The 20,417-nt window shown below is 64.7% G+C and carries 21 protein-coding genes; 13 read left to right on the top strand and 8 right to left on the bottom strand.

Going from position 1 to position 20,417, the window contains the following annotated elements:
• Positions 1-128 precede the first annotated feature (128 nt).
• Positions 129-491 (top strand): STAS/SEC14 domain-containing protein, encoded by a 363-nt coding sequence (locus WCL10_RS07170; RefSeq protein ID WP_336894957.1) that lies wholly within the window; start codon positions 129-131, stop codon positions 489-491.
• Here WCL10_RS07170 and WCL10_RS07165 read toward each other — a convergent pair.
• The 4 genes from WCL10_RS07165 to WCL10_RS07150 all read right to left on the bottom strand — a co-directional run bounded on the left by WCL10_RS07165 (position 488) and on the right by WCL10_RS07150 (position 4,365).
• A complete protein-coding gene (locus tag WCL10_RS07165; protein WP_336894956.1) occupies positions 488-772 on the bottom strand; it encodes a hypothetical protein in 285 nt (94 codons plus the stop codon). The two genes, WCL10_RS07170 and WCL10_RS07165, sit on opposite strands and share 4 nt — an antisense overlap.
• Positions 773-803: 31 nt before the next feature.
• On the bottom strand, positions 804-1,673 hold the full coding sequence (locus WCL10_RS07160; RefSeq protein WP_336894955.1) for a dienelactone hydrolase family protein: 870 nt from the start codon (positions 1,671-1,673) through the stop codon (positions 804-806).
• A gap of 188 nt (positions 1,674-1,861) precedes the next feature.
• Positions 1,862-2,776, bottom strand: coding sequence for an SDR family oxidoreductase (locus WCL10_RS07155; protein ID WP_336894954.1), 915 nt, complete (start codon positions 2,774-2,776; stop codon positions 1,862-1,864).
• On the bottom strand, positions 2,773-4,365 hold the full coding sequence (locus tag WCL10_RS07150; RefSeq protein ID WP_336894953.1) for an MFS transporter: 1,593 nt from the start codon (positions 4,363-4,365) through the stop codon (positions 2,773-2,775). The genes WCL10_RS07155 and WCL10_RS07150 overlap by 4 nt, the downstream gene beginning before the upstream one ends.
• 114 nt (positions 4,366-4,479) lie before the next feature.
• On the opposite strand from WCL10_RS07150, the gene WCL10_RS07145 reads away from it, so the two are divergent.
• Complete coding sequence (locus WCL10_RS07145) at positions 4,480-5,193, top strand: nuclear transport factor 2 family protein (RefSeq protein WP_336894952.1); 714 nt, start codon at positions 4,480-4,482, stop codon at positions 5,191-5,193.
• Positions 5,194-5,686: 493 nt separating this feature from the next.
• Here WCL10_RS07145 and WCL10_RS07140 read toward each other — a convergent pair whose 3' ends face one another.
• Positions 5,687-6,169 carry a MarR family transcriptional regulator gene (locus tag WCL10_RS07140; protein WP_336894951.1) on the bottom strand — a complete coding sequence of 161 codons (483 nt, stop codon included), beginning with the start codon at positions 6,167-6,169 and terminating at the stop codon, positions 5,687-5,689.
• 192 nt (positions 6,170-6,361) lie between these two features.
• Between WCL10_RS07140 and WCL10_RS07135 the strand changes: the two genes are divergently transcribed.
• From WCL10_RS07135 to WCL10_RS07125, 3 genes are all read left to right on the top strand, one after another.
• Positions 6,362-8,743 carry a TonB-dependent receptor gene (locus tag WCL10_RS07135; protein WP_336894950.1) on the top strand — a complete coding sequence of 794 codons (2,382 nt, stop codon included), beginning with the start codon at positions 6,362-6,364 and terminating at the stop codon, positions 8,741-8,743.
• Between the two features lie 145 nt (positions 8,744-8,888).
• Entirely contained in the window at positions 8,889-9,305 is a 417-nt protein-coding gene (locus WCL10_RS07130) for a nuclear transport factor 2 family protein (protein ID WP_336894949.1), read from the top strand.
• A 5-nt stretch (positions 9,306-9,310) separates the two neighbouring features.
• The gene (locus WCL10_RS07125; RefSeq protein WP_336895074.1) at positions 9,311-10,780 is read left to right on the top strand and encodes an aldehyde dehydrogenase; all 1,470 of its coding nucleotides are present in this window, start codon (positions 9,311-9,313) and stop codon (positions 10,778-10,780) included.
• A 138-nt stretch (positions 10,781-10,918) separates the two neighbouring features.
• On the opposite strand, the gene WCL10_RS07120 is transcribed toward WCL10_RS07125, so the two are convergent.
• From WCL10_RS07120 to WCL10_RS07110, 3 genes are read right to left on the bottom strand one after another with little or no spacing between them, the layout of a single operon-like run.
• On the bottom strand, positions 10,919-11,659 hold the full coding sequence (locus WCL10_RS07120) for an SDR family oxidoreductase (RefSeq protein WP_336894948.1): 741 nt from the start codon (positions 11,657-11,659) through the stop codon (positions 10,919-10,921).
• 9 nt (positions 11,660-11,668) lie between these two features.
• Positions 11,669-12,121, bottom strand: a complete 453-nt coding sequence (locus tag WCL10_RS07115) for a nuclear transport factor 2 family protein (RefSeq protein WP_336894947.1) — start codon at positions 12,119-12,121, stop codon at positions 11,669-11,671.
• Between the two features lie 11 nt (positions 12,122-12,132).
• Positions 12,133-12,522, bottom strand: a complete 390-nt coding sequence (locus WCL10_RS07110; RefSeq protein WP_336894946.1) for a nuclear transport factor 2 family protein — start codon at positions 12,520-12,522, stop codon at positions 12,133-12,135.
• A gap of 80 nt (positions 12,523-12,602) precedes the next feature.
• Here WCL10_RS07110 and WCL10_RS07105 point away from each other — a divergent pair, with 80 nt between their 5' ends.
• The 8 genes from WCL10_RS07105 to WCL10_RS07070 all read left to right on the top strand — a co-directional run bounded on the left by WCL10_RS07105 (position 12,603) and on the right by WCL10_RS07070 (position 20,412).
• On the top strand, positions 12,603-13,460 hold the full coding sequence (locus tag WCL10_RS07105; RefSeq protein WP_336894945.1) for a hypothetical protein: 858 nt from the start codon (positions 12,603-12,605) through the stop codon (positions 13,458-13,460).
• Positions 13,445-15,628: a PQQ-dependent dehydrogenase, methanol/ethanol family gene (locus tag WCL10_RS07100; RefSeq protein ID WP_336894944.1), complete on the top strand. Its 2,184-nt coding sequence runs from the start codon at positions 13,445-13,447 to the stop codon at positions 15,626-15,628. The genes WCL10_RS07105 and WCL10_RS07100 overlap by 16 nt, the downstream gene beginning before the upstream one ends.
• A gap of 87 nt (positions 15,629-15,715) precedes the next feature.
• Positions 15,716-16,213 (top strand): DUF3237 domain-containing protein, encoded by a 498-nt coding sequence (locus tag WCL10_RS07095; RefSeq protein WP_336894943.1) that lies wholly within the window; start codon positions 15,716-15,718, stop codon positions 16,211-16,213.
• Positions 16,214-16,292: 79 nt separating this feature from the next.
• Positions 16,293-17,867, top strand: a complete 1,575-nt coding sequence (locus tag WCL10_RS07090) for an FAD-binding oxidoreductase (protein ID WP_336894942.1) — start codon at positions 16,293-16,295, stop codon at positions 17,865-17,867.
• On the top strand, positions 17,864-18,274 hold the full coding sequence (locus tag WCL10_RS07085) for a cytochrome c (protein ID WP_336894941.1): 411 nt from the start codon (positions 17,864-17,866) through the stop codon (positions 18,272-18,274). Before WCL10_RS07090 ends, WCL10_RS07085 begins: the two co-directional genes overlap by 4 nt.
• Positions 18,274-18,636 carry a hypothetical protein gene (locus tag WCL10_RS07080; RefSeq protein WP_336894940.1) on the top strand — a complete coding sequence of 121 codons (363 nt, stop codon included), beginning with the start codon at positions 18,274-18,276 and terminating at the stop codon, positions 18,634-18,636. Before WCL10_RS07085 ends, WCL10_RS07080 begins: the two co-directional genes overlap by 1 nt.
• A 223-nt stretch (positions 18,637-18,859) precedes the next feature.
• A complete protein-coding gene (locus WCL10_RS07075) occupies positions 18,860-19,627 on the top strand; it encodes a glutathione S-transferase family protein (protein ID WP_336894939.1) in 768 nt (255 codons plus the stop codon).
• Entirely contained in the window at positions 19,627-20,412 is a 786-nt protein-coding gene (locus WCL10_RS07070) for a glutathione S-transferase family protein (RefSeq protein ID WP_336894938.1), read from the top strand. The genes WCL10_RS07075 and WCL10_RS07070 overlap by 1 nt, the downstream gene beginning before the upstream one ends.
• The last annotated feature ends 5 nt before the right edge of the window (positions 20,413-20,417 follow it).

The raw sequence follows: 20,417 nt of genomic DNA, 5'->3' as shown, positions 1-20,417 counted from the left end.
TGTGTGGCATGGGCGCCGCGATTTCGGCGAAATTAGGGCGGATTGCGCCCGGTCAATGTGGCGCCGGTGGGGGTGTGTCAGGGAGACTGGCGCCGCATTGCCTATCCTTGCGCTTGAGGACCACAGCCATGCTCACTTATATCGAAGGCCTGCCCGCAGATACGCTTGGCCTTGTCGCCTCGGGTCCGCTCACCCACGAGGACTACATGGGCCTCGAGCCCCGGGTTGAGGTGATGCTGGGGCATGGCCCGATCAAGGCGCTCTATGTGCTGGAGGATGACGTTTCGGAATTCTCGCCCCGCGCGATCTGGGACGATCAGGTGTTCACCTGGAACCACTTGCGCGATTTCAGCCACTTTGCCGTGGTGACCGATCTGACTTGGGCGCGGGTCATGGCCTGGCTGATCGCGCCGATCATGCCGGTGCGCATGAAGGTGTTTGCCAAGGCGGAGATGGAAGTGGCAAAGGCGTGGATCGCAGCGCCGGATTAAAGCTGCGCGCTCTTGGGCATGATGTGGTCGCTGATGGTCTGTGCAGGTTGGCCGGATGGCAAAGTGTGGGCCTCGTAGAGCGCGAGCACGCCGAGCACGAGCGTCAGGCCGCTGAGGAACACGCCCCAAAGCGCCTCGAACCAGAAACTGACGGGCTGCTCGCGGCGATCCACTCTGCGCGAAGGGCCGTAGCTCAAGGTCTGCATCACCCCGGTGCGGAAGGCGGTCAGCACAGTCCATCCGAAGTGGGCGAAAAGGCACAGCGACACAAGTCCCGCCATGCCTATCCCGCTCGCCATCTAGGGTTGGCCCCTATAGGTTCGCCGCGTAGAGCGCGAGCATGCGGCCCCATGCCTTGTCGGCCTGCACCTGATCGTAGATCGGGGCATCGATCGTGCACCAGCCGTGCTGGGCGGAGTAGACCTCGACTTCGGCCGGGCGGCCCGCGGCCTTGGCGGCAGCGGCGAGCGCGGTCTTGTCGCCCGGGGCGCTGGCGTCGTCGTTCTGGGCGATGGCGAAGAGGAATGCGGCCTTGGTCTTGGCGAGGAGGTTGACCGGGCTATCGGGCGCATCGCCGACAAGGCCGCCACCGTGGAACGAGGCGGCAGCGCCCACGCGGGAGGGCTGCGCGAAAGCGGTGCGCACAGTGTAGGGGCCGCCCATGCAATAGCCGCAGGTGCCGATCTTTTTCGCCGTATCGACTTCGGCCTGCGCGTCGAGCCAACCGACGAAGGCGGTGGCATCGTTCATCGTCCCGGCGGGGGTGATGCCCGCGATGAGGGGCTTGAGCTTCGCCTGCCCTTCAGGCGTGCGCCAGGCCACGAGCGATTCGAGCACCGGAGCGACGGCGCCGCGGTAGTAGTGATTGACCACCAGCACGGCATAGCCCGCCGAGGCGAGACGGGTGGCCATGGTCTTGTAGGCTTCGCGCAGGCCTGCAATATCGGGCCACATGATCACGGCGGGGTGCTTGCCGGTCTCGGGCGTGACGAACCAGGCATCGGCCTTGCCATCGGGCGTGGTGACGGTGACGGCGCGGCCGTTGGTGGCGAGAGCGCCGGGCCCTGGCTGGGCGATGCAGCCGGGGGCGGCGGCGAGGACCGCAACGCTTGCACCCGCTGCACCGAACTCGCGGCGGCTGAGCCAGAGGGCGTTGTCGGCTTCGGTCTGTTCGTCACACATGGGATAGGCCTTTCGTCTGGCTGGCGCGTCGCTGCAGCAATCTTACCCGACAGCCCGTTTGTGTCGAGCAGAGTCAGTTCCCAAACTCCGTCATCCCCGCGCAGGCGGGGATCCAGAGCGGCCATAGCACTACCTCGCCCTGGATCCCCGCCTGCGCGGGGATGACGAAGGGTTTGGGGTGGGGTGGTTCAGGTCAGGTCGCCAAGCCCGATGACCGTTCCGGCTTCTGCCGCTGCCATGGCCGCGCGGCGCAGGCGTTCGATTTCGAGGCGCTCGGGCGGGGCCTCCTCGTCCGGCAGAGCGGCGAGGCTTGTTTCGTAGATTTCGCGGAAGTCCTCGGCGAACTCGGGGTGGGTGAGGATCAGCCCGTCGCCGCGTTCCATGCCGCGAAGGATCTTGGTGCCGACTTCGTAGGGGGCCATGCCGGCTTCGAAAGCGGTGCCGAACTGTTCGAGTTCGCTGCGTTCGACCGGCGCGAAGCCGCTGTCGCCGAACGCGGCAGGGCGCTTGAGCGCCGAATCCCACGCATTGGTGCGGGTCAGCGCGGGGCAGCAGAGCGAGCAACCGATGCCGTGCGGTGCAAGATTGTAACGCAGCGATTCGGTAAGGCCGCGCACGGCGAACTTGCTGGCAGTGTAGATCCCCGCCTGCGGCCCGGGCAGGAAGGCGGCCATGCTGGCGACATTGACGACGTGGCGGCGGCCGGATGCGGCTTTCAGCCTTGGCAGGAAGCTGACGATGCCGTTCACGACGCCGCCGAAGTTGACGCCCATGATCCAGTCATAATCGGCATAGCTGGCCTCGTCGGTCGGCCCGAACACGCTCACCCCGGCATTGTTGACGAGGACATGGACCGCGCCGAAGTGCGCCTCGACGGTGGCGGCCGCTTCGGCGAAAGCGGCGCGGTCGGTCACATCGAGCTTGATGAACAGCGGCGCCTCGCGGCCCTTGGCGGCGAACCAGGCTTCGGTCTCGGTGCGGTGTTCCTCGTTGCGGTAGCTGAGGGCGAGGCGCAGGCCCGCGTCGCTGAAAGCCTGCGCGACGCCGAGGCCGATGCCGGTGACGCCGCCGGTGATGAAGGCGACTTGTCCTGCGAAGCTCATTCCATCTCGCTTTCCGCCATGCGTTTGCCAGCCGTTTCGGGAAGGCCGAAGAGAGCCACGAGGGCGGCAATCACCACCATGGCGAAGGGATACCAGAAGCCCGCCATGACGCTTCCCGTCGTGGCGACGATCGCCTGCACGATAAACGGCATGAACCCGGCGAAGATGCCCACGCCGAAGTTGTAGGAGGTGGCGAGCGAGGAGTAGCGCGTGCGTGCGGGGAACTGTTCGCTGAGCCACGCGCCCATGGGGCCATAGGCGAGCACGCCGGGGATTGAGACCACGATCATGGCAAGCACGATGATCACGAGATTGCCGGTGGGCGGGGTGACGGGATCGAGCGAATAGCCGGCAGCTTTCAGCGCGGCATCGAGCCCGGCGGGATCGACCGGGGTGCCGCCGATGCTGACGACAGGCGCTGCGCCGGCGGGGGCATCCTGCTTGGTATAGGGCACGCCGGTGCGGGTGAGCGTATCGAGCAGCTTGCCGCAGGCGCTGGCCTGCCCGTGCTGGGCGAAGGGATTGTAGGTGCAATCGGGGCCCGAGACGAGAACCGGATGCTCGCGCGCGGCGCGGGCCATGGCGGGGTTGGCCTGATCGGCAATCAGCTGGAAGCCCGGGAACAGCACGATCAGGAACATGATGTAGCCCGCCATGACAACCGGCTTGCGGCCCACGAAATCGGACAGCCAGCCCGCCGCGACATTGCCGAGCGCGAGGCCTGCCAGCACGCCGATCAGGAGAATTCGGGTGAGCACCGGGTCCATATGGACCGAGACCTGCATGAAGTTGAGCAGCTGTATCATGCCGGTATAGCCGCAGATCGCCTGGCCCACCGCGCCGCCAAAGGTGACGGCGAGGAGGCGGCGCAGCTGCTTGGGTGTGGCATAAGCTTCGCGCAGCGGGGTGCGAGCGACTTCGCCCGCTTCCTGCATCGCGGCGAAGACCGGGCTCTCGGAGAGCTTGAGGCGCATCCACAGCGAGATCGCGAGGAGCACCAGGCTGAGGATGAAGGGAATGCGCCAGCCCCAGACGGCCCACGCTGCTTCGCCCACCAACGTGTTGCTAATGAGGACAACGAGCAGGCTGAGCGAGAAGCCGGTGGTCGCGCCGATCTGGATCCAGCCGGTGTAGAAGCCGTGCTTCTTTAGCGGGGCGTGCTCGGCGACATAAATCACCGCGCCGCCATACTCACCGCCGACCGCAAGGCCCTGCAGCGCACGCAGCACCACCAGCAGGATCGGGGCGGCGATTCCCCACTGTGCGAACGTGCCAAGAAGGCCAATCGCGGTGGTGGCGAAGCCCATCAGCGTGATCGTGACGAGGAACGTGACCTTGCGTCCGAAGCGGTCGCCGAAGGTGCCGAAAATCGCGGCGCCGAGCGGACGGACGGCAAAGCCCACGCCGAACGTCGCGAGCGCGAGGAGGAAGCCCGCCGCCGGGCTACTGCCGGGGAAGAACAGCTTTCCGAACAACGGTGCCAGTGTGCCGTAGATGTAGAAATCGTACCACTCGAACGCCGTGCCTGCTGCCGATGCCGCGATCACGGTGCGGATTTCGGCCTTTGTCGGCTCTTTCTTCGAATCCATTCATCACTCCCCTTTGCGGCAGCATGGCCGCAGCGGAGCCGATTGCCAATCGCTTTGGAACTAGTTAGCCTGCCTTACAAATTCCCGCAAACCGGGAACGCAAGGGAGCAGGGCATGTCCGATATGGAATCGCGCCTCGCCGCGCTGGAAAACCGCGTGGGCGAACTGGAAGACGTCAATGCAATCCGCCGCCTGCAAATGGCCTATGGCTACTACATCGATTACAACCGGCCCGAGGAAGTGGCGGGGCTGTTTGCCGAGGACGGCGCGGTCGTATTCCTTTCGGGCGAATATCGCGGCCATGCCGGGGTGATGCGGCTTTATGGCACGTGGTTCCAGAACATGTTCACCGATGGCAAGCGCGGGCCGATCCACGGGTTCCTGCTCGACCATTTCCAGCTGCAGGACGTGATCACCATCGCGCCCGACCGGCAGACCGCAAAGGGCCGCTTCCGGGGCATCCTTGCGGGCGGCTGGCACGACGAGGTGGTGGCGAACAAGCCTGACCATGTCCCGCAGCAGTTCTGGGAATCGGGCATCTACGAGAACGACTACGTGCGCGAAAACGGCGCGTGGAAGATCAAGCGGCTCAACTACCTGATGCAGTGGCAGGGCGATTACGAAACCGGCTGGGCGCACACCGTCTCGCACCTGCAGCCCGCCGTGGTGTGCTATCCGGAGAACCCGCTCGGCCCGGATGTGATCCTGCCCGAGGAGAACTACCGCCCGACCTGGCCGCACCGGCAGGAAGTGCCGATGAGCTTTGCGCACCCCGTGCTGGCGGAAGCGTTCCGGCTGGAGGCGTTTGCGGCGCTGAAGGATAAGTAGGGGCCGCCGCCAATACATTTCGCTCGTCACCCCGGGCTTGACCCGGGGTCCCGCTTTCTCGGCGAGGTTCGGTTCCTGCGGCAGAAGCGGGACCCCGGGTCATGCCCGGGGTGACGTCGGGTTTCGGGTAGCGATGTGGTGAGGAACTGTGGCCTGAAAGGGGTGGATAGCCAACCAACTCCGCTTGGCGTTACAGACGGGCCCGCCATGTATTCTCGGGATACCTCTGAATACGACGAATCCAAATCCATAGGGTTGCACCAATGAAGAAGGTGCCGACGAAGATTGCAGCAGGTAGGCCTCGTTCGTGTGCAGTCATGATCACCGCAAATAGAGTAACCACAGCAGGTGCGGAAAGTGCGAGATAGTCTCGCCGAACAATCTTGCGCATGACTTCACCATTCCATCGACTCTGCATGACCGCAACTGGCTCATATCGTGTACGGAGGGTCTTGAGCCCACTGGCCCATAGACCGCCCGACCAACCCTGCCCCTAGCCCGCCCCCGTCATCCGCGCCAGAATCGCCTGCGCCGCAGCATGAAACACCGCGCGCTCCTCCGGCGTGAAATCGGCGAACAAGTGCCCGCCCACCGCCGCCATCGCCGGGATCGTCTGTTGGAACAGGTCCATGCCCGCCGCTGTCAGCTGCACAGGCTTGCGGCGGCGGTTGGAGGCGTCCTTGCCCGGCTCTACAAGACCGCGCGCGGTCAGCGCGGCGATCGCGCGGCTCACGTTCATTGGGGGCAGGCCCATGATGTCCGACAGTTCGTGCCCCGCAAGTTCGCCTTCGCCGCCCAGCGCCAGAATGATCTTGAGGTCGTTGGGGCTGAGCCCCATCGGCTCGGCCACGCCTTCGCGCATCGGGCGCGCGATGAACGTGCCGAGCTTTAGCAGATCCACGAGCAGCGCGGCATCTTCACCCAGATCGAGTTCGGGGCGGGGGGGGGGAGCATCCGGAGCGATCTTGCTGGCCATGGCGCGCTTATCGCGTCGCCGGGCGATCACGGCAAGAGGGGGCGGGCAGGAGGTCTGTGGCCAGATTGCTTCAATGCACAAGACCTATGCAATCGCGCGCGCAAGGGGCTTGCAATGGGCAAATTAGTATGCCTTACTAACAAACGGTAGAACGGCCTCGCAGAGGGCCTTTGCAAGGAGAGGGCATCACCCATGGCGAAAACACCCAAGCAATTCGTGCGCCTGCTCGTCGCTGGAAGCGCGGCCGCGCTCGCGCTCGGGCTGGCGGTTCCGGCGTTCGCGCAAGCCGCGCCGCAGGCGCAGCCCGCCGACGAGGCCGCCAATGACACTGGCGGTATCAAGGAAATCGTGGTCACCGCGCAGTTCCGCTCGCAGAAGCTGCAGGATACGCCGCTTTCGATCACCGCAGTCGATGCGAGCCTGCTCGCCTCGCGCAACCAGACCGACCTTTCGCAGATCGCCGCGCAAGCGCCCAACGTGACGCTGAACGCCATGGGCGGTGCCTATGGTTCCTCGCTCGGCGCCTCGATCCGCGGCATCGGCCAGTTCGACTTCAACCCGGCCTATGAACCGGGCGTGGGCATGTATGTCGACGACGTCTACTACGCCACGCTGACCGGCGGCATCTTCGACCTGCTCGACCTCGACCGCGTGGAAGTGCTGCGCGGGCCGCAGGGCACGCTGACGGGCCGCAACTCCATCGGCGGTGCGATCAAGCTCTTTTCGAAGAAGCCCACCGACGAGAATTCGGGCACGGTCGAGGCGGTCTACGGCAGCCGCCAGCGCGTCGACATTCGCGGCAGCGCCAACTTCAAGATTGCCGACGGGCTCTATGGCCGCATCTCGGGCGTCTACAAGCACCAGGAAGGCTATGTCGACCAGCTCGATTACGGCTGCGTCTATCCGAACAATGCGCAGGGCATCGGCGCCCGGCCCAGCAGCGGTCAGGGCTGCCTGATCGACAAGCTGGGCGAGAAGGGATACGCGGGCGTGCGCGGCGCGCTGCGCTTCAATCCGAACGACGCGATCGATTACACCGTCACCGGCGACTACACCTATGAAAGCCGCACCAACGCCGCCGAAGTGGTGACTTCGGTCAATCCGGCGAAGGTGAGCAGCACCTATCTGTGTGGCCGCTACTGCACCTTCGCCAACTTCTACGCCAAGGGCAACACGGCGCCTCCGGGCCTGTCGATCCCCGGGCCGTGGGGCCAGGTCAAGGACGGGTACTACATGCCCAACCGGACCAAGTTCACCGGCTGGGGCGTTTCGGGCAACGGCACGTTCAAGCTGGGTGACAACTTCAACGTCCAGTCGATCACCGCCTATCGCGAATACCGCCAGAAGTGGGGCACCGACGACGATTTCACGCCCGATCTCAATGTGGTCGGTCAGGGCTACAACGACCTCAAGTTCTGGTTCTTCAGCCAGGAACTGCGCCTCAACGGCAAAGTGGGTGACAAGATCGATTTCACCCTGGGCGGGTTCTATTCCGACCAGCGTTCGACCTACTTCACCCGCCAGGACATCCGCTACATTGCGCCCGGCCTGAACTTCCAGTTCACCGGCAACGATCCGGTGAACGCGGACAGCAAGGCCGTGTTCGGTACCGTGATCGCCCGGCCGATCGAGGGCCTGACCCTGACCGGCGGCCTGCGCTACACCAAGGAGCACAAGGACTATACCTTCGTGCGCCTCAACTTCGACGGCTCGGTCTCTTACTTCCTCGGCGCGCTCAACGGCGTGAAGGCGGTCTACGATGGCCACAAGACCGACTGGCGCCTTTCGGCGGACTACCGCTTCAGCCCCGAGGTTCTGGCCTATGTCACCGTCGGCACGGGCTTCAAGGGCGGCGGCGTGACGGCGCGTCCGTTCGACGCTCCGCAGGCATTGAACGGCAGCTTCGGGCCGGAAACGCTTACCGCCTATGAAGTGGGTCTGAAGACCGACCTGTTCGACCGCCGCCTACGGATGAACCTGTCTGCCTTTATCAACGACTACAAGGCGATCCAGCTGCCGCTGATCACCTGCGCCTCGCTTGGGTCGAACGCACCGTGCGGCGCGCGCCAGAATGCGGGCGACGGAAAGATCAAGGGCGTAGAGCTCGAGGTTCAGGCCAATCCGATCGATGGTCTCTCGATCGACGGCTCGATCAGCTACCTCACCGGCAACTGGTCGACCATCGATCCGCGCGTGGGCAATGCCTACCTGCTGAGCGATCCGATCGTGACGCCGGAGTGGAAGTGGAGCGTGGGCGCGCAGTACCGTGCCGATCTCGGCAAAGCTGGTTCGCTCACGCCGCGCTTTGACGCGAACTATGTCGGCAAGAACAACGCTGGCCGCACGGTCGGCGGTGGGCCGATCGACTACTACCCCTCCTACACCCTCGCCAACGCGCGCCTGACCTGGCGCAACCAGGCCGAGGATCTTTCGGTCTCGTTCGAAGTGCAGAACCTGTTCGACAAGTACTACACGCCGTTCCGCTTCGCTGCCGTGCAGGCCTTCACCGGCACGATCTACAGCCAGGTGGGCAGGCCGCGCGAGTGGGCGGTGACGGTGCAGAAGAAGTTCTGACCAGCTTTCATTCCCGGATCATGGGGGAGAAGGGGCGGCCAGCGATGGCTGCCCCTTTTTGCGTGGCGCTGCTTGCCTTGATTCTATCATTTGTTAGTATTGGGCGAAGCCGAATCCGGCCATCAGCTTTGGGGAGAGACGTGCGATGCTCGATAGAGCCGCCTATGACCGCTATCTAGCGGCGTTCAACGCGCGCGATTATGACGCGGTGGCGGACTTCTATGTCGATCCACCGCAGATGGAATTCTTCGGGATCGTGATCACCTCGCGCGCCGAGCTCAAGGATTTCTATGCCTGGCTGCACGACAACGTGGATGAAAACGTGCGCGTGCTGAACTTTGCCGCCAGCGATACCTGCACCGCGATCGATGCCATCGTGCGGATCGCCGCAAAGAAGGATCTGACGCGCGAGGCGCTTGATGCGAAGGGCGCGACGGGGTTCTTTCCGATCGAGGCTGGCGCAGTGCAGGAAATCCGCCAGTTCATTTTCTACACTACGCGCGGCGGCAAGATCGAGAAGGTCGAATGCGCGCTTCCCCCCATGGCTCTGGAGACCCTGTGATGCCCTTGCTACCTGTTGGCGTCCGTATCGCGCATCCCGAACATCTCTATATTGGCGGTGCTTGGGTGCCGGCGCAAAGCGGGCGGCTGATCGAGCTGGTCTCGCCCGATACCGAGCAGGTCGTCGCCCGGGTGGCCGAGGCGGATGAGGCGGACATGGACGCGGCGGTTGCGGCAGCGCGGGCGGCCTTTGACCATGGGCCTTGGCCGAGCACGCCGCCGGCCGAGCGGATCGCCGCGTTCCGGCGCATGGTTGGGCACTTGCGGACGCGGGTGGATGAGCTGGCGCGCTGCTGGACGGCGCAGATGGGCGGCCTCGCCAGCTTTGCCGGGCCGATGCATGCGGGTTCGGTCGCGGTGCTGGAGGGTATTGCCGCGATTGCCGAAGGCTTCGCCTTTGTCGAGCAGCGGCCGAGCATGGGTGCCGCAGCGGGGTTCGTGGTGCATGAGCCGGTGGGTGTTGTGGCAACGATCGCGCCGTGGAACGGGCCGTTCGGGATCATGGCCAACAAGGTTGCCTATGCGCTGCTTGCGGGTTGCCCGGTGATCATGAAGCCCTCACCCGAGACGCCGCTGGAGGCCTATATCATTGCCGAGGCGGCGGAGGCGGCGGGGTTGCCGGCGGGGGTGGTGAACCTTGTGACCGGGCACCGCGAGGCGAGCGATCACCTTGTATGCAATCCCGGTGTGGACAAGGTGAGCTTCACCGGATCGACCGTGGCGGGGCAGCGGATTGCCTCCGTCTGCGGTGAGCGGATCGCGCGGTGCACACTGGAACTGGGCGGCAAATCCGCCGCACTGGTGCGCGATGATTTTCCGATCGAGATTGCCGCGAAGATGCTGGCGGGCACGATCACGATGATGAGCGGGCAGGTATGCGCGATGCTGAGCCGCGTGATCGTGCCGCGCGCGCGGCATGACGAGCTGGCCGAGGCGATTGCGGGCGAGATGAGGCAGGTGGTGATCGGCCATTCGGACGATCCGCGCACGCAACTTGGCCCGCTGGCGATGAAGCGGCAGCGCGACCGCGTGGAGATGTATATCGAGGAGGGCCGCAAGGTAGCCGATTTGGTCTGCGGTGGCGGCCGTCCGGCGCATCTCAATCAGGGCTATTTCATCGAGCCGACGCTGTTCGCGAATGTGCCGAACGACAGCCGGATCGCGCAGGAAGAGATTTTCGGCCCCGTGCTCAGCCTGATCCCGGCGGAGGACGAGGAGGACATGATCCGCATCGCCAATGATTCGCGCTTCGGGCTCAATGGTTCGGTGCTGACGCATGATGTCGATGCGGCCTACCGGATCGGGCGGCGCGTGCGCACGGGCGGGTTCGGGCAGAACGGCCTGCGCATGGATTTCGGGCTGCCCTACGGCGGGTTCAAGCAATCGGGGATCGGGCGCGAGGGCGGGCGTGAGGGGCTGATGCCGTATCTGGAGGTGAAGACGCTTTTGCTGGATGGGGTGCCGAGCGCTCTTTAACCCCCCATTTTGGCGAAGCCCAAATGGGGGGAGTCAGCCCGCAGGGCTGGCGGGGGGTGATGGCAAGGACCCCTCCGACCCGCTTTGCGGGCCACCTCCCCATTTGTGCTGCGCAAAAATGGGGAGGACCCCTGAGCCTCACCCAAGTTCCACGCAGCCGCCGTCGATGTAAAGGTCGACGCCGTTGATGAAGCTGGCCTCGGCGCTGGCGAGGAACAGGACGGCGCGGGCGACTTCCTCCGCCTCGCCCATGCGGCCGAGCGGCACGACACCGCCGAGCAGTTGGCGGGTGGCCTCGATTTCGGCCTCGCTTGCGCCGCGCTTGAAGATCTCCGTTTCGGTGGGGCCGGGGCTGACCATGTTGACGCGGATCCGGCGGGGAAGAAGTTCCTTGCCGACAGTGCGGGCCATGGCGCGCAGGCCCGCCTTGGCCGAGGCGTAGGCGACGTTGCCGGCAAGCGCGAGTTCTGAGCCGATCGAGCCGGTGATGACGATGGCGCCGCCGTCGCGCATCAGCGGCAGCGCGTGCTGGATGGCGAAGAAGGCGCCGCGCAGATTGACTTGATGGATGCCGTCCCAGAATTCCTCGGTCACCTCCGGGATCGCGGCGAACCCGCCGACCCCGGCATTGACGAAGAGCACATCGATCCCGCCAAGCGCGTGTTCGATTTCGGCCATCGCAGCTTTGGTCTGGCGGACATCGCCCATGTCGCTGACGATCCCGAGCGCGGCGAGGCTTTGGGCCGCGGCGGCGAGTGTTTCGCGGTTGCGGCCGGTGATGGCGAGCTTGGCCCCCTCGGCGGCGAACATCTTTGCAGCGGCCTGGCCGATCCCGGCGTTGCCGCCGAGCACGACGACGCATTTGTCGGTAAAGCGCATCCGGATTCCTTAGAACATCGTGTTGGTGTTGGCGGACGTCTCGGGGACAGGGCTGATCACGTCCCAGTGTTCCATGACCTTGCAGCCTTCGACGCGGAACATGTCGACCACGGCAAAGCCGCGCTTCCGTTCGGGCGTGCCGTCTTCCTGCCAGCCGTGGCTGTGCGCGGCGACGAGATTGCCGTCGGCGATGATGCGGTGGATTTGGGTGCGCTGGCCGGGGTTGCTTTCGACGAACTTCGAAAGGAACACGATCGCCGCCTCGCGCCCGGTCTGGGCATAGGGATTGTGCTGGATATAGCCGGGATCGACCCACTTCTCGAACGAGGAGCGGACCTTCTTCTCGATGTAGAACTCTTGAAGGAACTGGCTGACGACCTGCTTGGGAGTGAGCGAGCAGGTTTCGGCATGCGCGGCAGGCGCAGCGAGCAGGGCGCAAGCGGCGAGGAGGGTGAGGCGCATCGGGTTTCCTTTCAGAACATCGAGTTGGGATTGACGGGATGGGCGGGCACGTCCTGCAGTACGTCCCAGTGTTCTACAATCATCCCATCGGCGCAGCGGAAGATATCGACGACGGCGAGGCCGGGATCGCCGGGCCAGCGCTCGACATGGGTATGGACGATCACGTGGTCGCCCTCGGCAAAGCTGCGGTGGATGGTCTGCTTTGCATCGGGGGATTCGACTTTCACGTGATCGAGAAAGGCTTTGAGCGCGGCGACGCCTGGCGGGGCGAGCATGCTGTGCTGGATGTAGTCCGGCGAAATGTAGCGGTCGACCGCGCCGCTATCCATGGCGATGAGGACCTTGTGGTACATCTCGATCACCAGGTCGTGGTTGGCCTGTTCGGCGGCGGTTCGCGCCATCGACTCTCTCCCCTTTTATTCTAACATTTGATACGGTATGCCGGATTCAAAGGGGCGTCAAAGCCTTGATGGGAGAGTCTATGGACCGCGCTGGTCTTTACGCTGCACTTGATCGGTTCCTCGCTGCGCTGAATGCCGGCGACCACACCCGGCTGGACTGGGCTGAGGGGGCGTATCACGGCGAAAACAACGTCATGCTGGAGATCGGCGACGGCGTCTGGGGCACGATCCAGAAGCTGGGCGATTACCAACTGCGCTTCGCTGATGTGCAAACCGGCCAGGTCGGGTACTTCGGAACGGTGATCGAGGCGATCGAGGAATCCGCCTTCACGCTGCGGCTGCAGATCAACGACGCCGGGCAGATCGCCGAGTGCGAGATGCTGATTGTGCGGCAATCGGACAGTGGCATCAAGTTCGAGAACCCGCGCTATTGGGACAAGCCTATCCTGCACCGCGAAGTCGTCTCCCCGGTGTCCCGCGCGGAAATGGTGGCGCTGTCGAACGGCTATTTCGACACGCTCCAGCGCAACGACGGGACGATCCACACCAGGTTCCATCCTGATTGCAACCGCGTGGAAAACGGGGTGCAAACCACGCGCAATCCCGAATTTGCCAAGATCGTGCCGGTCTCGGCGATGGGCTGCGAGGAGCAGTTCCGCATGGGCAACTACCGCTATGACGACGACTTGCGGGCGCGGCGGTTTCCTTTGGTGGACGAGGAGCGCGGGCTGGTGCTGGCCTATGGCTTCATCGACCATTCGGGGCGGATCGACGAATATCAGCTGACCGACGGGCGCACGGTGAAAAGCCCGGTGCGGCGGCCGCACAGTTTCTATATCTCGGAGCTGTTCAAGATCGACCACGGGATGATCGAGCAGATCGAGGCCAATTTCATCACGGTGCCCTACCGGATGCCGAGCCCGTGGGTCGCGCTGTGATCCGGCGGATTGTCTTTGCCGCGCTGGCAGCCTGCGCGCTTGGCGCCGCGCCGCCGATGGTGGGGGCGGGGTCTGAATGGACCAGCCCGGGCGGGGATGCAGGCAAGACGCATCATTCGGCGCTGACACAGATCAATGCGCAGAATGTCAGCATGCTGGGCCTCGCCTGGCAGGCCGAGCTTGGCACCATGCGCGGGATGGAAGCGACGCCGGTCATGGTCGGCGGGGTGCTCTATACCTCGGGCGTGGCCGGGCGGGCCTATGCGTTCGATGCCGCAACGGGCAAGCAGCTCTGGGTTTTCGAGCCGGACGTCGACATGCAGCTCAACCGCACGGCGTGCTGCGATATGGTCAACCGCGGCGTCGTGGTTGGGCGCGGCAAGGTCTATGTCGCAACGCTTGATGGCTGGCTCTATGCGCTGGATGCCAAGACCGGCGGCGTCGTCTGGAAGAGCGACTTCATCGAGGACCGCAAGAAGGGCGACAATTCGACCGGTGCGCCGGAGATCGCGGGCGATGTCGTCGTGATCGGCATGGCCGGTGCGGAATATGATGTGCGTGGTTATGTGACGGCGCTCGATCTGGAGACGGGCAAGCTGCGCTGGCGCTGGCATGTCGTGCCCCATGATCCGGCATTGGGACCGCAGGAGACGCCGGAGCTTGAAGCTGCGCTCAAGACCTGGGACCCGAAGAGCCGCTGGGACATCGGCGGCGGCGGGGCGCCCTGGGATGCGATCGCGTTTGATCCGGAGACGGGGTATCTGCTCGTCGGCACGGGCAATGGCGGGCCCTATGCAACATCCAAGCGCAGCCCGGCGGGGGGTGACAATCTCTATCTTGGCAGCCTCGTTGCCCTGGATCCCAAAACAGGCTGGATGGTCTGGCACTATCAGGAAACGCCGGGCGACGACTGGGACTTCACCTCGACTCAGCCACTGATCCTGACTCACCTCAAGGTCGATGGGCAGGATCGTTCGGTGATCCTCCATGCGCCCAAGAACGGCTTTCTCTATGTGCTCGACCGGGCGAGCGGAAAGCTGCTCAAGGCCAATCCGATCGCGCGGATGAACTGGGCCAAGGGGATCGACCCCGCCACGGGCCGCCCGATCCTCGACCGGGCTGCGAGCGACTATACCGATGGGCCGAAGATCGTGTTTCCGGCGACCCCGGGCGCGCGCAACTGGCATCCTGCTTCGTTCGATCCGGCGACCGGGCTCTATTATGCGGCGGTGCTCGACATGGGGAATCTCATGTTCATGACGCCGGGGCAGAAGCCCTTGAAGGCGCGGGGGCTGAACAATGACGCGGCGCTGATCTTCACGCCCGATGTGAAAGAAGCGCTGGGCAGCCTGCCACCACCGATGGCCGATGCGGTGCGCGCGCTGCCCGCCTATGCCGAGGCGCTGCGCGATCCGGGCAAGGCGCAGATCCGGGCGATCGAACCGCTGACCGGCAAGACGGTATGGTCAGCCGATACGGCGGGATGGCAGGACCGCGCAGGCGTGCTGACGACGGCTTCGGGCCTGCTTATTCACGGCAATGTTGGCGGTACGTTGTTTGTGCGCGATGCCGAGTCTGGCAAGGTCATCAAGCAGATCGAGACCGGCACGCCGATCATGGCCGCGCCGATGACCTATGAAGTGAACGGGGTACAGTACATCGCCGTCATGGCCGGGTGGGGCGGCGGCGGTTTCCCGTTCGTGCCGCGCTATTCCGCCGCCTATGACCGGGGCAATGCCAACCGGCTACTGGTGTTCCGGCTGGGCGGCGGCACGGTCGAACAACCACCGCTGCTGCCGCCGCTCGAAGTCGCGCCCGAACCGCCGGCACAGGCGCCGGGCGTGACGGCTCAGACGATTGCGCGCGGGCAGGGGCTGTTCTTTGGCAATTGCGCGATCTGCCATGCCAACCGGCATCGCTCGATCACGCCGGACCTCAGGCGCATGCAGCGGGGGACGCACGGCATGTTCCGTCAGATCGTGCTGGAGGGTGCCTTGGTGCCGGGCGGTATGCCGCGCTGGGATGATGTGCTCTCGCCCGGCGATGCGGATGCGATCCATGCCTATCTGATCGATTTGCAGAAGCAGACGCGCAGCGACGAGCTGGCGAAGCAGAAGGCCGGAAAGCCGCTGGATGGGCCGAGCCTGACGATCTTGAGCAATTATTAAATGGGGACTGTCCCCATTTTTTGAACCCCACCCGGCCAGCTTGGAATGAACGGGGTGGGGTGAATGGGTGATTTGGAGAGGCAAACCATGGATTTCTCGACGCTCGATAACCCCCGGCTGGAGTTTGCCTTTGCCTGCACCTTGCGGTTCACCCGCGTGCAGGTGGTTCCCGACGTGCCGACGGGGGGCATGCGCAGCGCCGTCTATGTCGATGATGGCGAGTTCGAAGGGCCGCGCCTCAAAGGCAAGGCGGTGCCCAATTCGGGGGGCGATTATGCCTTCTTCCGGCCCGATGATACCGCGGTGTTTGATGCGCGCTACATGCTCGAGGTCGATGACGGCACGCTGATCTATATGCAGAACAAGGGGTTCCTCTGGGGCCGCGAGCCTGGGACGATGGAGCGGCTGCGCAATTGGGCCTTCGCGGGCGGCGCGCCGGTACCGCATGCCGAATACTACCTGCGCGCGCAGCCGACCTTCGAGACGAGCAAGGGGCCGCACGACTGGCTCACGCGGCATGTGTTCATCGGCGTTGGCGAGCGGCGGCCGGATGGGAATCACGTCCGGTATTATGCCCTCACCTGACGCGGCGCCTTGACGCGGGCGCGCCTTCGCGGCACAACGATAACAATTGGTAGAAAATAAGCATGGGAGATTACCGCCGGTGAAGCTGCACCTGCCACCCCGCGTCAGCCCCAGAACGTTCGATGCCATGCTCACCGCCTCGGCGGGTGTTGTTGGCAAGGACTGGGTCATGGCGAGTGATGCCGACCGCGATGCCTATTCGGATGTCTATGCTCCGGGCTCTTCCGAGGAATGGCCCGCCGGTGCCGCGATTGCGCCGGCGTCGGTCGAGGAAGTGCGCGCGATCGTGCGGCTGGCGAACGAGCACAAGACGCCGCTCTGGCCGGTCGCGCGCGGCAAGAACCTGGGGTATGGCGCCGCCGCGCCGCGCCTGGCGGGCTCGATCGTGCTTGATCTGGGCCGGATGAACAAGATCCTCGAGCTCGACAGCAAGCTTTCATATTGCGTGGTCGAGCCGGGCGTGGGCTTCTTCGATCTCTACGATGCGATCCAGCGCACCAAGGCGCCGCTGTGGCTTTCGGTTCCGGGCAACGCCTGGGGGTCGGTGCTGGGCAACGCGCTCGATCACGGCATTGGTTATACGTCGTATGGCCTGCACGCGCGCAATCTCTGCGGGATCGAGGCGGTGCTGCCTGATGGCGATCTGGTGCGCACCGGCATGGGCGCGATGGATGGCAACCCCTCGTGGCACTTGTTCCCATTCAGCTATGGGCCGACGTTCGATCTGGCGTTCACGCAATCGAACCTTGGCGTGGTGACCAAGGCGGGCGTGTGGTTGCAGCCCGCGCCCGAGACCAGCCTTGAACTCGTGTGGGACATCCCGAACGAGGAAGACATCGCCTGGGTGATCGACACGATCGCGCCGCTCAAGATTTCCGGCCTGATCGACCAGAACGTGTTCGTGCCTTCGTGGCTGGGCAAGATGGTGCTCAAGGGTCAGCGCAAGGACTTCTGGGACAAGCCCGGCGCGATCCCCGAGTGGCGGGTGGCCGAGCTGCTCAAGCAGTACAAGCTGGGCTACTGGCAGGTGGCGCTGCGGCTCTACGGCGAAGAGCCGGTGGTCAAGGCGCGGGCCGAAGTGGTCAAGGCGGCGATGAATCGGCACTTGGATGCCGCGCCCGCCGAGCATTGGTGGCGCACCGGCGATCCCATCGGCCAGTACGAGACGACCATGGGCGTGCCTTCGGCCGTGCCGCTGCAGATGTCCGACTGGATCGGCGGGCGCGGGGCGCATATGGGCTTTTCGCCGGTTGTGCCCGCAACGGGCCAGCATGTGATGGACCAGTTGAAGCGCAGCCGGAAAATCATCGCCGATCACGATGTCGATTTCTACGCCAGCTTCACCATCGGTGGGCGCTTTGCCAACAATATCAACATGCTGATGTACGACCGCGACCAGCCGGAAATGGTCGCCAATATGCGTAACCTGTTCAATGCCTTGATCAGCGAGACGGCGAAGGCGGGCTACGGCGAATACCGCACGCATCTGGGCTGGATGGATCCGGTGGCCGATACCTTCGGGTTCAACAACAGCGCGCTGCGGCGGATGACCGAGAAGGTGAAGAACGCGCTCGATCCCAATGGCGTGATCGCGCCGGGCAAGCAGGGGATCTGGCCGGCCGCCTATGCGGCGCAGCGGGGAGGCAAGGCATGAGCAGGTTTGTTTCGCGCGCGGTGCTGGTTGCCGCGCTGGTTGTGACGTGTGGTGGCGCCGTTCTCGCTGATCCGCCGCCAATGATGATGCCGCCCTATATGCTGCGGCCCGAATTGCCTGCGGGTGATCGGTTGAAGCCGGGCGGGGACGGCAAGGTGCTGTTCGAGGTGCATTGCGGATACTGCCACCTGGTCGGCGGCATGGGCACGAACCTGCTGACGAAGCAGCGCATGATGATGGGCGAGACGCCGGACAAGGGCCTGCTCGCCAACCGCACTGACCTGACGGCGGACTATGTGAAGACCGTGGTCCGCATGGGCAAGGGCGCGATGCCGGCGCAGACCAAGGTCGATGTGACCGAGGCCGAGCTCGAGGCGGTGTCGAAGTATCTCGGGAAGGCGGGCTGATGCGGGCAACGCGGCGCGGGCTGCTGAAGGGCGGAGCGCTTGCCGGCGCAGCGGCTGCCATCCCGGTGGCGGCAGGGGCTGCGGCCGGGGTGGTCGCGGTGGTCGTCTATGACAGCCGTCTGGCCGAATCCGCGAGCTTTGCGGGCGGGCAGGGGATTGATCTCGCCCGCCTTTCGCTGCGCGAGGTGCAGGCAGCACTTGCCGGAGCGACGCGGGTCGAGGGGCTGACGCGGTGGAGTGACTGGACCGTGCTGCGCGGGCTTCTGGAAGAACAGGGCTTGCGCCGCAGGGCCGAGACGCGGGCTTCGGCGCCGCTTTCCGGGCACGATGGCTTGCTGCGCTGGAGCATGGTCGCGCGTTGAGGGCGTGAAGGGCGATGCCACCAGGTGAAATTCTCTCCCCGCGCAGCATTTAGCGCGCGGCGCCGGGACCGCCTAAGCGTGGTCTGCACCTGCCTCTGCGGGCAGGAATGCTTGAACCGTCGGGCGGGCTGATTTAGTAAGCAACACTAACAATCAGTTCCGCTCGGGCGGAGTCGGGAGAGAGCTTTGTTGCCATGGTCCCCCATAGAATCACTGGCGCAGCATGACTGACGTTACGCTCTACCACTGGGAGCCCAACGCCAATTCGGGCAAGCCGATGCTCGCGCTGATGGAAAAGGGCGTGCCCTTTGCCAGCCATTACATCGACATGCTGCAGTTCGATCAGCACAAGCCCGAGTACCTCGCGGTCAACCCGCAGGGGACGATCCCGGCGATGACCTATGGGAGCCGCGTGCTCACCGAGAGCACCGCGATCATGGAATACGTGAACGCCGCGTTTGCGGGGCCGGAGCTGATGCCCGCCGATGCGCAGGACGCCTGGCGGGTGCGCTGGTGGATGAAATTCATGGACCAGTGGCTTGGCCCCAGTTTCTCGATGATCGGCTGGAGCGTGTTCGTCGGGCCGATGGTGAGAAAGCGCGATCCCGAAGAACTGGCTGCCGCGATTGACCGCATTCCGCTGCCTGAACGCCGCGTCGCGTGGCGCAAGGCGATCAACGGGGACTTTTCCGAAAGCGAAATGGCCGAAAGCCGCCGCCGCGTGGCGCTGGGGATCGCGAAGCTGGAGGAAGAGCTCGGCAAGCGCGATTATGTCGGCTCGGATGCGTACAGCCTTGCCGATATCAATATCTTCAATTCGACCTATTCGTTGCCGCTGTCGCAGCCCGATCTCGCCAGCCGGGAAAAGACGCCCAACATCATGCGCTGGCTGAAGCGCGTCTATGAGCGCGATGCGGTGAAGCGCACCTGGGCGATGGGCAAGACTGACCTTGCCGCACGCTATAGCCTCGTGATGGAAGGGATCGTCTGATGGACGCTGTTCTCTATCACGGTGAGCCCAATGGCGCTTCGCTGACCGTGCTGGCGGCGCTGGTCGAAAGCGGGCTCGATACTCCATGCCAGCCGATCGACCTCCTTGGCGGCGCACGGCACAAGCTTCCGGGTATTGCCGAGCCGCTGGCGATCGACCTCGGCATCGAGGGCGAAGGGCCGGTGCTCGTTGTGAACGGCGAGGCGATGACCGAATCGGTGTTCCTCGCGCAATATCTCGACGAGCTGGCGGGAGGCTGCGGGCTCCAGCCCGATGATCCTTACGCCCACTGGGAAATGCTGATGTGGTGCCGCCAGATCACCGAGCGGCTTTCGCCGGCGGCGGCACTGCTGGGCAATCTCGCCAATTCGCAGGCGAGCATCGCGGCCATCCCGGCCGATGATTTTGCCGCGCTCTCCGCCTCGGTCGTTTCGGACGATTTGCGCGCGCGCTGGCAGGCGCTGCACGATGGTGCCGTGGATGCCGCGCATGTTGCGGACAGCGAGGCCAAGGTCGATCAGGCCGCCGCGCGCTGCGAGGACAAGCTGGCGGACGGCCGCGAATTCCTGATGGGCGACTTTTCCATCGCCGATCTTGTCACCTACAGCTGGCTTGCGGGGATGGAACTGATCCGGCCCGAAAGCTTTGTCGCCGCGCCTTTGACTGCTGCGTGGCTGGCGCGTGTTGCCGCGCGGCCATGTGTCGTTGCCGCTCTGGCTCTGGCGAACCACGCCGAGCCGCTTCGTTCCTGGGCCCCGGGGCCTGAAATCAACCGTTGGGGATAACCGCA

It is taken from the genome of Novosphingobium sp. (assembly GCF_037133355.1).
GTDB lineage: Bacteria > Pseudomonadota > Alphaproteobacteria > Sphingomonadales > Sphingomonadaceae > Novosphingobium.
Note: the sequence above shows the minus strand (reverse complement) of the source record. Positions and strands in the feature narration are given on the sequence as shown.